Below are 14857 nucleotides of genomic sequence, written 5' to 3'. Positions count from 1 at the left end.
GGGCGGCGGATGCGCGTGGCCCGCTTCAGTCGCGCTCGCCCGGCGAGGCGAAGCCCGGTTGACCGATCTGCCCCGGTGTTTGCGGCACGCGCCTGAAGCGCGACGTGTCGTAGCCCATCGCATCGAGCCGCGCGAGCAGCGAGCGATACGTCGCGTCGTCCATCGTCGGCTCGCGCGAGAAGATCCATCCGAGCGTCTTGCCCGGGTAGCCGAGGATCGTATGGCGATAGTCGGGATCGACATAGAGCGTCAACTGCGTGACGTACACCGGCCAGAACAGCCGCACGCGCCATTCGCCGCCCCCGCTGCCGGGCTTTGCCGTATCGACGAAGCGATAGTGTTGCTCGGGCCGGTCGAAGCCGCCCTTGCGGCCGACGAACACGTCGTCGATCCGGCCGTCCTCGCGCAGCGTCCACTCGGCACGGCTGCCCACGTAATCGCGTTCCGCGAAGTACGGGATGTTGGCGATCACGTACCAGCGGCCCATGTAGCGCGGCAGGTCGACGGGCACGCTCGACAGGGGCACGGCCGCACGCGGATTCGTGTTCGGCGCATTGCCCGAGCAGCCCGCGGCGATGGCGAGTGCAAGACCTGCCGCGAGCGCGGCGGCGAAGCGGCGGACGATCGGGGACGGCATCACACGTCTCACGCGCGTACCGGCCGCTTGTCGAACAGGTAGTGGGCGACGCCCCATTCCTGGCCGCCGGCATAGCCGAACAGCTCGGCGACCGCCATGTAGAACATGCGCCAGCGCTGGAACCAGATCCGCGCGTCGGCGCCGTAGACCGTTTCGAAAATCGGCATGATCCGACCGCGCGCGGCGTCGAGCGACGCGAGCCAGTCGTTGGCCGTGCGGGCATAGGCGGTGCCGTCGATCCACCATTGGCGGTCGAGACGGACGTCGTCCTGGAACCGCGGCAGCAGATGGGCCGACGGCATCGTGCCGCCGGTGAAGAAATGGCGCGACATCCAGTCGGTGTCGTCGCGCACCGCGAAGTGATAGGCGAGCAGCTTGTGCGCGAAGACGTGCACGAACAGCTTGCCGTCGTCGTGCATCCAGCGCGCGATTTTCGCCAGCAATTGCCGGTAGTTCTTCATGTGCTCGAACATCTCGATCGACAGCACGCGGTCGAAACCCGCTTCGCCGGGCGCGAAATCGAAGTCGACCACGTTGCCCGTGACGATCCGCAGATTGGTCAGCCCGCGCCGGGCCGCGCATTGCTCGATGAAGTTTCGCTGACCGTGAGCATTCGACAGGCCGACGATCCGCGCGTGCGGATAGCGCTCGGCGAGCCACAGCGACAGCGACCCCCAGCCGCAGCCGAGATCCAGGATGCGCTGGCCGTCCGCGAGACCGGCCCGCTCCGCGTAAAGCGACAGCATCGCGTCCTCGGCTTGCGCGAGCGTTTCGTTGCCGAGCGGGTAATAGCCGCACGAGTATTTCAGCCGGGGGCCGAGATGGGCTTCGAAGAACGCGCCGGGCACTTCGTAATGCTGCGTGTTGGCCGCTTGCGTATCGATCGCGATGGGGCTCGCGTTCAGTTCGTGCACCAGCCGCTCGAAGGCGGCCGCGCGCCGCTCGCCGTCGAGCAGATGTTCGTCGCGCAGGCGCTGCCGCAGCAGGGCGCGCATCCCGGCGCGGATCAGCGGATCCGGCAGCCAGCCGCGTTCGCAGCAGCGGATCAGCCACGTGTCGCCGGGGGCGGGCATCCGGGCGGGCGACGGTTGCGAGGCGGTGGCGGTCATGAGCGCGTACTCCTGTCTTCGGGATGGTCGGGGCGGGCAAGGGGCGGGCACGCGGCCGGCCTGGGCGGCCACGGAACGAGGGCGCTGGTCGTGCGCATGTATTCCCGGTAGCCCGGCCGCGTTCGCACGAGATGCGCCTCGAGCAGCGGCAGGCCGGAGACCCTGAGCAGCAGCCACGCCATCAGGAACGGCGGCATCAGCGTGAGCCAGCCCCACGGCATGCCGATCGCCAGCGCCGCGTAAGCGCACCAGTGCAGGCATTCGAAGAAGTAGTTGGGGTGACGCGAATAGCGCCACCAGCCCACCCGACAGACGCCGTCGCGGCGCCCGGGGGCGGCCAGGAAGCGCTTGAGCTGCCGGTCGGCGGCGGCCTCTCCGGCCACGGCGACGAGCCAGATCGACACGGCGGCGACGGCAGCGGACCGGGACGGCGCGTCCGGACTGTATGCCGGGACGAAGAACGCGACCGACAGCACCATCGAGATCAGCGCCTGCAACTGGAACAGCCAGAACATGTTGCGCGGCGCGGCGTCGCCCCATTGCAGGCGAAATTGCCGATAGCGCCGGTCCTCGGGTTGCCGATGGTTGCGACGCCACAAGTGCCGCGCGAGCCGCAGCCCCCAGATGCCGCCGCCTGTCGCGACGAGTGCGCGGTTCAATACCGGGCCGGTGCCGAGCCCCGCGATGAACATGGCCATGCCGCCGAGCGTCACCGCCCAGACCGGGTCGATCATCCCGGCATTCCGCGAGCGCAATTGGCTGATCCACACCGCCGTGAACGACAGGAACAGTCCGACGAAAGCGAGGAGGGCAACGGCGACGGCAGGCATGCGGGCGGCTCCGGAGACGCGATATCCGTCATATACGGAGCCGAAGGCCAAACGGATGCATCGGGATGCGCCGCGACTTGCGCGCGGACGACAGGGGTGCGCACCGCGCTCTCCCGCGAAGGGCGGTTGCCCGACGCGGGGTGGCGCGGCGCCCGTTATGCCGCGTGCATGGCCCCGGTGGCGAGCACCGGACCGGTGGGTTGACCGCTCGGCGAGCCGCCGCGCGGCTCGATCGACACGGCGAGCACCGCGCGCGCGCTGAGCTGCGCGACGATCGCGGGCGGCAGCGTCATCGACGCCGGCGCGTCCGGCGTGAATACGCCGAGCGAGATCGGCTTCGCATTCGGCGGAATCAGCCAGAGCTCGGTCGAGCGATTCGCGGCGATCGTCGGCTTGTCCGCCGGCACCACGACCATCCGGGCGCGGCGCAGGTCGACCGTGGCGGTCCAGTGTGCGACGCCGTCCGCTCGTGCAATCGTGGCCACCATGTAGCTGCCCGCGACGGCGGCCGCGCGCGGCGGCGCTTCGTTCACCCGGATCAGGTTGACCGCGAGCAGTCCCAGCGCGGCCGCGCTCGCGCCGAGGCCGACCCAGCGCCACAGTCGCAGGCTGTTCCACCATCCGTCCGATGGCGCGGTGCCGTGTGCGGCCGGCGGAACGAAGAAGCCGAGGTCACGCTGGATTCGCGTCCAGACCCGGCCGGGCGGGGCGACGGGGGCGACGTCTTCCGCGAGCGGTGCGAAGCGGCGCTGCCAGCGCGCCAGCGTCGCCTGCAATAGCGGATCGCGTGCGGCGGATGCCTCGAGTGCGCGCCGCGCATCGGCGTCGAGCACGCCGAGCGCGTATTCCGCGCAGCGCAATTCGGGATCGTGATCGGCGGGCGTATTCATTGCTCGAGACATCCCTTCAGCTGCATCAGGCTGCGCCGGATCCAGCTTTTCATGGTTCCGAGCGGCACACGCAGGCGCGCGGCGAGTTCGCTGTAAGTCGCGCCGCTGAAAAAAGCCTCGCGTATTGCGCGGCCCTGAACCGGCTCGAGCCGCTCGAGGCAGCGTTCGAGGCGCTGGCGCTCCTGGCTTGCCTCCGCGAGCGCGGCGGGCGTCGGATCCTCGTCGGGGAGATCCAGCACCTGTTCGTCGTCGAGTGGCGCCTCGCGATGCTGCCGTAACCGGTCGATCGTCCTGTTGCGCGCCAGCGTGGTCAGCCACGTCATCGCACCGCCGCGTGCCGGATCGAATGCGTCGGCCCGTCGCCACACGGCCGTGTAGACCTCCTGGAGCAGATCCTCGGCTTCCCCGCGATCGTGAACCATGCGCACGATGATGCCGAACACCCGCGACGAGCTCAGCCGGTACAGCTCGGCGAAAGCCGCCTGGTCGCCGCTCGCGACCCGCGACATGACCTGGTTCAGGTGTTCGCGACGCACGGCATCGGCGTCGGTTGACGGGTCGAAGCGCTCGGCACCATCCGGCGTGTCGTTCATGCTGAAGAAATGGCGAGAATCGCCATGGCGTGAATGTCGAGCGAAATATAGCACTGCCGGATGCACTTGATCGAGCGATCGACGGCGGACCCGCTGAATGTCGCGCATGGTGGCGAACCGTATGAAGACGTTGCAACGAGATACGAACGAATCGCCCGCCGGGATGCAGACGACCGCTGCACCCGCCGCTGCTGACGCGGCAGGGTGGTTGCATGCACAATGATGCGATTTCGTGGCCGGGAGGGCTTCAATGAAGCGATCTGTTTTTCGTGCGTCCGTGCGGACGGCCGCCGTGGCCGTTGCCGGCGCGGCACTGTTGCTCGCGGGATGCGCGGACCTCGCGGGCGGCAAGAGCGGCAACGCGCAGGTGCCGCAACCGGCCAAGGCGGTCGATCTCGATCGCTATGTGGGCAGATGGTATGAGTTCGCGCGCTATGAAAACCGTTTCGAGCGCGGTTGCGACGGCGTGACGGCCGACTATGCGAAACGCGACGACGGCCTCATCGGCGTGCGCAATACCTGTCGCGAAGGCGGGCCGGACGGCCCCGCGCGCAGTTCGGACGGAAGGGCGAGGATCGTGGCGAACAGCGGCGACGCGAAATTGAAAGTGTCGTTCTTCGGGCCGTTCTTTCTGGGCGACTACTGGATACTCGATCACGCCGACGATTATTCATGGTCGATCGTCGGCGAGCCGTCGGGGCGATTCCTGTGGATCCTGACGCGCGTCGCGAAGCCGTCGGCCGCGCAAGCCGCCGCGCTCGTCGAGCGCGTACGGACGCTCGGCTACGATACCGCGATGCTGCGCCGCACCGCGCATTGAACTGGCGGCGCCGGCCATCGGTTTGCGCGAGACGCGGCGCGCCTACGCGAGGCCGAACTAGACCTGCCCGCGATTGCGTGCGTCCACGGCGACCACCGTGGGCGACTCGGCCAGCGGGACGAAGCGCCGGGTCGCGCCGTCCAGTGCGTCTATCCCGCCCGTCTCGATGTCGTACACCCACCCGTGCAGGTTCATGCGTCCTTGCTCGAGCGCGAGTGCGACGGAAGGATGGGTGCGGAGGTTGGCAAGCTGGGCGATCACGTTTTCACGCACGAGCCCGTCGAGCTTCGCGCCCGGCGTATCGTATTGATGCGCGGCGTTGATGACTTTCGCGGCGTCGGCGTGGCGCAGCCAGTTCGCGACAGCGGGCAAGTGATCGAGGCAGGTGCAACGCGAAATCGCGCCCATCGCGCCGCAATCCGAGTGGCCGCAGATCACGATGTCGCGAACACCGAGGACGGCAACCGCATATTCGACCGTGGCCGACACGCCGCCGGGTTCAGGCCCGTACGACGGCACGATATTGCCCGCGTTGCGGATCACGAAGAGTTCGCCCGGTTCGCGCTGCGTGAGCAGTTCCGGCACGACGCGGCTGTCGGAGCACGTGACGAACAGTGCTTTGGGGTTCTGCGACGTGGCGAGTTGCTTGAAGAGTTCGACGCGTTGCGGGTAGACGTCGCGCTGAAAACGTAGAAAACCGTCGATGATGTCACGCATGCTTGCTCCAGGGCTTCGGATTCGATTCACCGGCGCAGCGAAGGCGGGTCGCTCGCGCGGCGGGCAATATTATGCCGATATCGGGCTTGCGTGGGTATGGTGCCCCTCCGACAAATAGGGCTGGATTCGATGTTTCGATGTCGCGTCGGCGGAGCCGGCCGGCTTCCGGGTTCGCCTGCCGCACGGCTTGCCGCGCATACGGGCGCCAATCGCGTGTTCGAGCGGGACAACTCGTCTGTTGTTTTGGGGGACGGGGCGGAAAGCGTTGAGGGCACTGGCTCGCGGAACGAGGGTGATCAAGAGTTCAACGAAATGTGATCACTTCCCGCGGCAAAATTTTGCACAATGACGGCAGCGCGGCTTTTCCGCCGCGACTCGACCCGGGCCGCCGATCGCCCGCCGACCACCGTTATCGAACCGAGCTTCGACGTGCCGCCGCCCACCGCCATGGACCAACCGAAACGCATCCTGATCGTCGAGGACGACGCCGACATCGCCGACGTGCTGAGCCTGCACCTGCGTGACGAGCGCTATGAAGTCGTGCACAGCGCGGACGGTGCCGAAGGGCTGCGCCTGCTCGAACAGGGCGGTTGGGATGCGCTGATCCTCGACCTGATGTTGCCGGGCGTCGACGGCCTCGAGATCTGCCGGCGCGCCCGCGCGATGACGCGCTACACGCCGATCATCATCACGAGCGCGCGGTCGAGCGAGGTCCACCGGATCCTCGGTCTCGAGCTCGGCGCCGACGACTACCTGGCGAAACCGTTCTCGGTGCTCGAACTCGTCGCGCGCGTGAAGGCGCTGCTGCGGCGCGTCGATGCGCTCGCGCGCGATTCGCGCATCGACGCGGGCACGCTCGACGTCGGGGGGCTCGCGCTCGATCCGATCGCGCGCGAGGCGAGCGTCGACGGCGCGCGCATCGACCTCACGCCGCGCGAATTCGACCTGCTGTACTTCTTCGCGCGGCACCCCGGCAAGGTGTTTTCGCGGATGGACCTGCTCAACGCGGTGTGGGGCTACCAGCACGAAGGCTACGAACACACGGTCAACACCCACATCAACCGGCTGCGCGCGAAGATCGAGGTCGATCCGGCCGAACCCGTGCGGATCCTCACCGTATGGGGACGGGGCTACAAGCTCGCCGCGCCGGGCCAGCGGGACGCATGATGAAGCTCACGCTTACCCAGCGGCTGTCGCTCGTGTTCTCGATCCTGCTGCTCGCGTGCTCCGGCGCGTCCGCGTGGCTGCAGATCCGCGCGAACGACATGCGTGAAAAGGAAGTCGTGCAGGCGCTGTCGCGCGACCTGGCCGCGAACATCGCCAACAGCGCGCCGCTGATGGACGCGAACGGGCTGCGCCCGGACGCCGTGCGCACGCTGTTCAGCCAGTTGATGGGCGTGAACCCGAGCGTCGAGGTGTACCTGCTCGACAACGCCGGGCGCATCAAGGGCGACGATGCGCCGCCCGGCCACGTGAAGCGCGACCGTATCGATCTCGCGCCCGTGCAGCAATTCATCGCGGGCCGGCCGCTGCCGATCCTCGGCGACGACCCGCGCAGCCCGGACGCGCGCAAGGTGTTCAGCGCCGCGCCGCTGCAGCGCGCGGGGCAGCCGCCGTTGGGCTACATCTACGTGGTGCTGCTCGGCGAGGCGCACGACCGGCTTGCCGCGCGCGTCGATGCAGGCAACGTGCTGCGCACGACGCTGTGGTCGATGGCGGTGGTCGCGCTGCTCGGCTTGATCGCGGGTCTCACCGCGTTCAGTTTCATCACGCGCCCGCTGCGCCGGCTGACGGAGGCGATGCGCGGCTTCGACGCGAACGGCGCGCCCGACACGCAGCCGCCGGTGCCGCGCTCGCCGGGCGGGCGCGGCGACGACATCGTGGTGCTCGAATCCGCGTTCGCGCAGATGGCCGACCGGATCGGCGACCAGTGGCGCGCGCTGACGCGCCAGGACCAGCAGCGGCGCGAACTGATCACGAACATCTCGCACGACCTGCGTACGCCGCTGACCTCGCTGCACGGCTATCTGGAGACGCTGTCGCTGAAGGCCGACACGCTCGCCGAACCCGAGCGGCGGCGCTATTTGTCGATCGCGCTCGCGCAGAGCGCGAAGGTCGGCCGGCTCGCGCAGGCGCTGTTCGAGCTCGCGCGGCTCGAATCGGGCGGCGTGCAGGCCGAGCGCGAGCCGTTCTCGCTCGTCGATCTCGTGCAGGACGTGTTCCAGAAATTCGAGCTGACCGCGGCGTCGCGCGGCGTCGCGCTGCATGCGCGGATTCCGCCGCGCGTGCCGGTCGTGTCGGCCGATCTCGGGATGATCGAGCGCGTGCTGACCAACCTGCTCGACAACGCGCTGCGGCACACGCCGCCGCACGGCGAGGTCGAGGTCGCGCTGGAGCCGCGGGGCGACCGCGTGGTCGTGACCGTGGCGGATACCGGCGCGGGGATTCCGGCCGCGCGGCGCGAAGGGCTGTTCCAGCGGCCGCAGCGGCCGATGAGCGGCGGCACGGTGACGAGCGGCGGGCTCGGCCTGCTGATCGTGCACCGGATGCTCGCGCTCAACGGCAGCGGCATCCGGCTCGTCGACCGGGCCGGGCGCGGCGCGGTGTTCGAGTTTGCGCTGGCGGTCGCGCCGGCGGCGGCCGGCGACGCGCGCTGACCGCCGTCGGCGGCATCCGCCGTGCTTATCCGCCGCGCTTGCGCCGCACGTCGCTCGGCGTCGTGCCGGTCCAGCGCTTGAACGCGTGGCGGAACCCGACCGCATCGCTGAAGCCGAGGGTCAGCGCGATGTCCTCGGTGCTGAGCGTGGTCGTGCTGAGGTAGTCGATCGCGAGCGCCTTGCGCACGCTCGTCAGCAGCTCGCTGTACGACGTGCCTTCGGCTTCGAGCTTGCGGCGCAACGTGCGCGACGTGATGCACAAGGTGTCCGCGATCGCGTCGATGTCGGGAAACTGCCCGGGCGTGCGCGTGAGTTCCTGGTACACGCGCCGCGTGACGCCGGCCTGGCTGCGCAATGCCTCGAGCAGGCTCGCGCAGTGCGACGACACCTGCGCGGCGGTGATCGGATTCGCGAGCTGCGGCGCGCGCGCGAGCCAGGCGGCCGGATAGCTGAGCACGTGGTGCGGCTGGTCGAACGCGATCGGGCATTCGAGCGCGTCGGCCAGTGCTGCCGCGTGCGGCGGTTCCGGCTGCGCGAACTGCGCGCGCGCCGGCACGCACCACGCGCCCATCACGTCCTTGATGATCGTCACGTGCAGCGCGAACTGCATGTCGATCAGGAAACGGTACAGCGGCGCGTCGAGATCCGGCAGCGCGACTTCGTGCCGGTCCGGAAACAGCCACGACGCGGTGTCGCCCTGTTCGACCCAGCGGATCGCGAGCATGCCGTTCGCGAGGCGGTGATACTTGACCGCCGAATCGAACGCGTGCGCGAGCGATTCCGAGCACAGCATCGCGTAGCCGTACATCCCGTAGCTCGACGCGTGCAGCCGGCGGCCGACGCGCACGCCGAGATCGGTGCCGTCGTAGTGGCCGATCGCATGGCGCGCGGCTGTCAGGAACTGCAGCGGCGACGTGAGCGTGAACGGGTCCGCGACGTCGGCCGGCGTCAGGCCGGTGCCGTCGAGCACCGCGGCCGGGTCGAGGCCGGCCTGGGCGGCCACGTCGAGCAGCACGGCCAGCTTGGCCGGCGTGAAGCGCTGCTCGCGCAGCGCGTGAGCGGGCGCGGCGTCCGGCAGGCGGGCTGCGCGGGCGGCCGTCGGGTTCAAGAGCGCACTGCGCGGCATGGCGGGATCCTGCGTCCGAATCGATATCGTTTACGGCACGCAATTCTGCGCGGGAACGGTCCCATGCGCTACAGGGTTCACCCTGATACGCGCGCCGGCATGACCCGGCGCACCCGGCCTCGACCGGCGTCAGCCGGCCTGGAACACGCCGGCTTGCCATGCGAACGGCTTCGCGAGCCGGTTCCACGTGTTGATTTGCGCGACGATCAGCGTGAGTGTCGCCAGTTCGTCGCGATCGAAGTGCTCGCGTGTCGCGGCGACGAGCGCGTCGTCGATCGCGTGCTCGCTGAGCAACGTGAGCGCTTCGGCCCAGCGCAGCGCGGCCTGCTCTTTCGGGCTGTAGAGATCGGGCGTTTCGTGCCATACCGGCAGCAGGTTGTAGCGCAGCGGATCGTCGCCGGCATGGATGCCTTCCTTGATATGGCGGTCGAGACAATACGCGCAGCCGTTCAGCTGCGACACACGTGCGCGCACCAGTTCGACGAGCTTGAAGTCGTGACCGGTGTGGTTCGCGTATTCCTCGACGTTGAGCACGACGTCGAGCAGTCGGGCGGGAAGCTGTCCAAACGAGATGCGTTCAGGCATGGCGATTGACCTTTGATCGAGTGGTTGACCGAGGAGTCCGGTCTTGTTTCCGTGCACTGCCGGGATAGCTGGCAGTTACGAAGCAATCCTTATCATGAGGAGGATGGGGTGACCGGCGTGACCGGGCGACGAGACGGACGTGATCCGTCGTGCGGATGCGCCGGCTTCATCGGCGGCGGTTGCGGAAGGGTGGACCGTCGCGAACCGGAAGCGAAGCGATCGTATCAGGCGTGGCCGGCGACCGGAATCGCCCGATCCCGTATGGTGTTCATGCCGGCAGGGCGATAGTCGGACCGCCGCACCGGGTCAGCCCTGAACGTCCGGGCGAGCACGCAGGATCGCGTCGGCGAACTCGACGAATCCGCTGCCGCCGGGGCCTTGCGTGATCCATCGCGGCAGGACGGGCAAGTGCTGCAGATAGTCGACCACGGTGCTCATGCCGGCCGTGTGCGTGAAATAGCCGAACATCGGCGCGTCGTTCGTGGAATCGCCGGAATACGCGACGCACGCCGGCGCGGTGTCGGCGTCGACGCCGTACGTGCCCGACAGCACGCGCAGCGACATCGACAGCTTGTCGTATCCGCCGATCCAGCCGATGATCCACAGATTGTTGATGGTCGCGTCCGCACCGGCCGCGACCAGCGCGTCGAGGATCCGGTCGTCCTGGCCGGAGCCCGTGCGTGCGTACGCGAGCGACGTCAGCCTGAAGTCCTGGTCGTCCGCGAGGCGTGCGGCAGGGACGGCCTGCTCCACATGCCGCGCGATACGTCGGCGTGCGTCACGCGCGTCGGCGAGCACGTCGTCCGCGTGCCAGTAGCGGCGTTCGACGCCGTGCCCGTCCGGGCCGCGCCGAATGAAGAGTCCGCCATTCTCCGCAATCACGCCGTCGACCGGCCACATGCGCGCCATCTGGTCGCACCAGCCCGCCGGCGCGGCAGTCACCGGAATCACGCGGATGCCGTGCGCCTGCAGCCGCTCGAGGGCCGCATAGGTGTGCGCGGCCAGGCGGCCCCGATAGGTCAGGGTCTCGTCCATGTCGGTCAGCAAAAATCGAACGGACGAGAAGGTGTCGGCGGGAGCGAGGGAAAGCGGCTGCATCGTTTCGGCGAATGAAGGGCGATCGTCGATTATGAAGAAGGGCGGCGGGCGCTGCCATGCCGCTTGATGCTTTGCAATCCGCGTTGCGGAATAAACGGCTGCCCGCCGCGGCAAGCGAGGTTGTCTGGACAAGTGCGCCTGCCCGCATGTCCGTTTCGATCATCTTTTCGGCCGCCCGGATCATTTGCAAAGCGCGTCGCGCGGGCGATAGTCGCCGGTCAGGCGACGGCCCGCGTCCTTTCGGCGTGCAGGCCGCCGTGCGAACGGTGCGCCGGGTGCACACCGTCCCCCGAGCCGAGGAGTGAGACATGACGAAGAGACACTGGACCGGGTCGTATGGCTCGATCCCCGCCGAGATCGACGCCGATCGCCACGCTTCCGTCAGCGCGCTGCTGGACGACGCGATGCGCCGCTTTGCCGATCGCCCGGCGTTCCATGCGTACGGCCGCACGCTCACCTATGCCGACGTCGACCGCCTGTCGACCGCGCTGGCCGCCTATCTGCAACAGGTCGTCGGCGTGCGCAAGGGCGATCGCGTGGCCGTGATGCTGCCGAACGTGCTCGCGTTTCCGGTTGTGTTCGTCGCCGTCGCGAAGATCGGCGCGGTCCAGGTCAACGTGAACCCGCACTACACCGCGCGCGAGCTCGAGCATCAGCTCGACGACGCGGGCGTCGAGGTGGCCGTCGTCTGCGGCGGCTCGATGGGCACGTTCGCCGACGTGGTCGGCGCCACGCGCGTGCGCACCGTGCTGAGCGTGGGGCGCGGCGATCTCGGCGTCGTCGATGCGCCGGCTGGCACGTGCGACGCGCTGCCGCCCGGCTCGATCGCGCTCGCGGACGCGATTGCCGCGGGTGAAGCGCTCGCATACGCGCCGGTCGCGCTCGGCGGCGCGGACCTGCTGCTGCTGCAATACACCGGCGGCACGACCGGCCTGTCGAAGGGCGCGGCGCTGTCGCACCGCAACCTCGTCGCGAACATCGAACAGTTCGCGGCGATCGTGCCGGCCGCGCGGGCGCCGGGCGAAGAGGTCGTCGTCACGGCGATCCCGCTGTATCACATCTTCGCGCTGACGGTGAACTTCCTGTCCTACTTCGCGATCGGCGCACAGAACTGGCTCGTCGCGAATCCGCGCGACATGGACGGGTTCATCGACGTGCTGAAGGCCGCGCGGCCGACGGTGTTCGTCGGCGTGAACACGCTGTACGCGGGGCTCGCCGGCCATCCGCGGCTGAAGGAAGTCGACTGGTCGCGGCTGAAGCTGTCGGCCGGCGGCGGCGCGGCGGTGATCGACGTGATCTCGTCGCGCTGGAAGGCCGTGACGGGTAATTTCATCCGCGAGGGTTACGGGCTGTCCGAAACGTCGCCGGTCGTGTCGTTCAACCCGCAGTCGATCGATGCCTTCACGGGCACCACGGGCCTGCCGCTGCCGTCGACCGACGTGAAGCTCCTCGACGACCAGGACCGCGAGGTGGCGATCGGCGAAGCGGGCGAGATCTGCGTGAAGGGGCCGCAGGTGATGAGCGGCTACTGGCAGAAGCCGGACGCGAACGCGGCCGCGTTCACCGCGGACGGTTATTTCCGTACCGGCGACGTCGGCGTGTTCGACGAGGCCGGCTTCCTGCGGATCGTCGACCGCAAGAAGGACATGATCATCGTGTCGGGTTTCAACGTGTACCCGAACGAAGTGGAAGCGGTCGCGACCGCGCTGCCGGGCGTCGCCGAATGCGCATGCATCGGCGTGCCGGATCCGCGCACGGGCGAGGCCGTCAAGCTGTTCGTGGTGCGCTTGCCGGATACCGACGTGAGCGAGGCACAACTCGTCGCGCATTGCCGCGCGAGCCTGGCGGCGTACAAGGTGCCGAAGATCGTCCGCTTCGTCGACCGGCTGCCGAAGTCGACGGTCGGCAAGATCCTGCGGCGGGAACTGAGCCGTATCGACTGACGGCGACGATGCGCCGCGCTGCCGCCGCGGCGCGGCCCCGCGCGTCGAAGACCGCGAGGGCCCCGAAGGCCCGGCGCGGGCCGCTCAAGTACAATGCGAGCGGTTCGACCGACGGGGACGCGATGACCGGTTCTGACTCACTTTCCGCCCGGCCCGGGCATGCGCTGCCGTCGCCGAGCGCGACGGTGCCGATCTCGCTCGTCAACGGCTTCCTGGCAAGTGCGGGCGCGCAGCGCGACGTGGTCGAGCGCTACCTGCGCGGCGCCGGCATCCCGCTCGAGCTGCTTGGCGAGCCGCATGCGCGCGTGACGGAGGAGCAGTTCTCGACGCTGTACCGCACGCTCGCGATCGACCTCGACGACGAGATGCCCGGCATCTTCTCGCGCCCGCTGCGCGGCGGCACGCTGAAGTACCTGTGCCTGAGCCTGCTCGATGCGCGCAACCTCGAAACGGCGCTGCATCGTTTCGGGCAATTCTTCCATATCCTGCTCGACGACTTCTTCGTCGAATCGAAGCGCGACGGCCTCGTCGCGCAGGTGCTGCTGCGCCCGAACGACGCGATCGGCCCGATCGGCGCGCTCGGCCAGGAGCTGATGCTCAAGCTCGTGCACGGCGTGTGTTCCTGGCTGATCGGGCAGAAGATCCCGCTGTTGCAGATCGAGTTCGCGTGCCCGCGGCCGCGCCACGCGGTCGAGCACCTGTATTTCTTCACCGGCTCCGTGAAGTTCGACCGCGAGCGCACGCTGATGCGCTTCAGTGCCGACTACCTCGACGCACCGATCCGGCAGAGCAAGCGCAACCTGCGCAAGTTTCTCGCGCGTGCGCCCGGAGACTGGATCTTCGAAACGTTCAGCGAACAGCTCGTGTGCCATCGCGTGCGGCAGTACCTGTCGGCGGCGCTGCCCGACCTGCCCGTGATCGAGCAGGCGGCCGAGCACCTGCATTGTTCGGTGCGCACGCTGAGCCGTCACCTTGCTGCCGAAGGGACGACGTTCCAGGTGCTGAAGGACGAGTTGCGGCGCGACATCGCGATCCAGCGGCTGACTGACACGCCGGACACGATCGCGGCGATCGGCGCCGATATCGGTTTCGACGATCCGAGCGCGTTCCATCGCGCGTTCCGGCACTGGACGGGGAGCACGCCGGGGACTTACCGGCGGCAGGCCTGATACGTGCGGGGGCAGCCGGATTTCGCGGGCGGCTCCCATAACCGGCTGCCATCGGTTGGTCCCATAGCCGGCTCCCTTTATGACGTGGGCATTTGCGAAGGCAAAACGCGATTTGACTCACTGCAGCGCACCGCCACGCGCCCGAAGGGTGTCCATGCGCCGGACGGCAGTCGAATCGAATATCGAACCGGCGCGGCCTTGTTTTCGTCAAGCCAAACGTGCGTTTGCGAGAATGGATGTCGAAGAAGCGTGGTGCGGACTGACCGACGGCGTCATCACCTCGTATTCGCTTTTCTATGGGGACTTAACGGCGAAAGAGTGCCGCCAGATAGTGGCGCATGGCGTAGAGGTAAATGAGCAAGATGACTGCCGACACTGCGGTGGCTGCCACGCGCTGCGCCGCGGCCGATTTTGACTTGACAGGCGGTCGGGAGGCTGTCCCTTTTTGCCTGATTCGATTTGCCGCAAGTAATACTGCAGCCAATGCCCCGGCTCGAATCACTGCATCGGTCATGGTCATTTTCTATTTGCGTGATGTTTGATCGGTCGGGATGTGCGATTTGAGAGGTATGGTACACGCAGCAGCTGATTTCTCAGGTCGGGTGTACTGTCGAACGCAGGCCGAATCCCTGAAACGCCTTCCCGCCAAACCCGTGTCCAGCCGACCGTTCCCGGCCACACCT

The 14857-nt window shown here is 68.2% G+C and carries 15 protein-coding genes; 6 read left to right on the top strand and 9 right to left on the bottom strand.

What is annotated here, in order from left to right:
- Positions 1-25: 25 nt before the first annotated feature.
- The 5 genes from WJ12_RS18190 to WJ12_RS18170 all read right to left on the bottom strand — a co-directional run bounded on the left by WJ12_RS18190 (position 26) and on the right by WJ12_RS18170 (position 4059).
- Positions 26-637: a lipocalin family protein gene (locus tag WJ12_RS18190; RefSeq protein WP_082744694.1), complete on the bottom strand. Its 612-nt coding sequence runs from the start codon at positions 635-637 to the stop codon at positions 26-28.
- 8 nt (positions 638-645) lie between these two features.
- Complete coding sequence (locus WJ12_RS18185) at positions 646-1746, bottom strand: SAM-dependent methyltransferase (RefSeq protein WP_059557889.1); 1101 nt, start codon at positions 1744-1746, stop codon at positions 646-648.
- The gene (locus WJ12_RS18180) at positions 1743-2576 is read right to left on the bottom strand and encodes a DUF1295 domain-containing protein (RefSeq protein WP_059557887.1); all 834 of its coding nucleotides are present in this window, start codon (positions 2574-2576) and stop codon (positions 1743-1745) included. Before WJ12_RS18180 ends, WJ12_RS18185 begins: the two co-directional genes overlap by 4 nt.
- Positions 2577-2731: 155 nt before the next feature.
- On the bottom strand, positions 2732-3466 hold the full coding sequence (locus tag WJ12_RS18175; RefSeq protein WP_034190989.1) for an anti-sigma factor: 735 nt from the start codon (positions 3464-3466) through the stop codon (positions 2732-2734).
- The gene (locus tag WJ12_RS18170) at positions 3463-4059 is read right to left on the bottom strand and encodes a sigma-70 family RNA polymerase sigma factor (RefSeq protein ID WP_034190990.1); all 597 of its coding nucleotides are present in this window, start codon (positions 4057-4059) and stop codon (positions 3463-3465) included. The genes WJ12_RS18175 and WJ12_RS18170 overlap by 4 nt, the downstream gene beginning before the upstream one ends.
- A gap of 250 nt (positions 4060-4309) precedes the next feature.
- Here WJ12_RS18170 and WJ12_RS18165 point away from each other — a divergent pair, with 250 nt between their 5' ends.
- Positions 4310-4879: a lipocalin family protein gene (locus tag WJ12_RS18165; RefSeq protein WP_059557885.1), complete on the top strand. Its 570-nt coding sequence runs from the start codon at positions 4310-4312 to the stop codon at positions 4877-4879.
- Positions 4880-4936: 57 nt separating this feature from the next.
- Here WJ12_RS18165 and WJ12_RS18160 read toward each other — a convergent pair whose 3' ends face one another.
- Positions 4937-5596, bottom strand: coding sequence for a carbonic anhydrase (locus WJ12_RS18160; RefSeq protein WP_034190992.1), 660 nt, complete (start codon positions 5594-5596; stop codon positions 4937-4939).
- 447 nt (positions 5597-6043) lie between these two features.
- Between WJ12_RS18160 and WJ12_RS18155 the strand changes: the two genes are divergently transcribed.
- Together WJ12_RS18155 and WJ12_RS18150 are read left to right on the top strand one after the other, a co-directional pair.
- Positions 6044-6763, top strand: coding sequence for a response regulator transcription factor (locus WJ12_RS18155; RefSeq protein ID WP_049030868.1), 720 nt, complete (start codon positions 6044-6046; stop codon positions 6761-6763).
- Positions 6763-8253 carry a sensor histidine kinase gene (locus WJ12_RS18150; protein WP_059557999.1) on the top strand — a complete coding sequence of 497 codons (1491 nt, stop codon included), beginning with the start codon at positions 6763-6765 and terminating at the stop codon, positions 8251-8253. Before WJ12_RS18155 ends, WJ12_RS18150 begins: the two co-directional genes overlap by 1 nt.
- 25 nt (positions 8254-8278) lie before the next feature.
- Here the strand turns inward: WJ12_RS18150 and WJ12_RS18145 are convergent, their stop codons facing one another.
- From WJ12_RS18145 to WJ12_RS18135, 3 genes are all read right to left on the bottom strand, one after another.
- A complete protein-coding gene (locus tag WJ12_RS18145; protein ID WP_059557883.1) occupies positions 8279-9379 on the bottom strand; it encodes an AraC family transcriptional regulator in 1101 nt (366 codons plus the stop codon).
- 129 nt (positions 9380-9508) lie between these two features.
- Positions 9509-9964: a carboxymuconolactone decarboxylase family protein gene (locus tag WJ12_RS18140; RefSeq protein ID WP_034190995.1), complete on the bottom strand. Its 456-nt coding sequence runs from the start codon at positions 9962-9964 to the stop codon at positions 9509-9511.
- 306 nt (positions 9965-10270) lie between these two features.
- Positions 10271-11062, bottom strand: coding sequence for an HAD-IIB family hydrolase (locus WJ12_RS18135; RefSeq protein ID WP_059557881.1), 792 nt, complete (start codon positions 11060-11062; stop codon positions 10271-10273).
- A 308-nt stretch (positions 11063-11370) separates the two neighbouring features.
- Between WJ12_RS18135 and WJ12_RS18130 the strand changes: the two genes are divergently transcribed.
- From WJ12_RS18130 to WJ12_RS35955, 3 genes are all read left to right on the top strand, one after another.
- Positions 11371-13005, top strand: coding sequence for an AMP-binding protein (locus tag WJ12_RS18130; RefSeq protein WP_059557879.1), 1635 nt, complete (start codon positions 11371-11373; stop codon positions 13003-13005).
- An 8-nt stretch (positions 13006-13013) separates the two neighbouring features.
- On the top strand, positions 13014-14174 hold the full coding sequence (locus WJ12_RS18125) for an AraC family transcriptional regulator (protein WP_059557877.1): 1161 nt from the start codon (positions 13014-13016) through the stop codon (positions 14172-14174).
- Positions 14175-14527: 353 nt separating this feature from the next.
- Positions 14528-14716, top strand: coding sequence for a hypothetical protein (locus tag WJ12_RS35955; RefSeq protein ID WP_124670589.1), 189 nt, complete (start codon positions 14528-14530; stop codon positions 14714-14716).
- Positions 14717-14857 lie beyond the last annotated feature (141 nt).

The organism is Burkholderia seminalis, from assembly GCF_001718535.1.
Taxonomy (GTDB): domain Bacteria; phylum Pseudomonadota; class Gammaproteobacteria; order Burkholderiales; family Burkholderiaceae; genus Burkholderia; species Burkholderia seminalis.
This window is presented reverse-complemented; position numbering and strand designations above follow the sequence as displayed.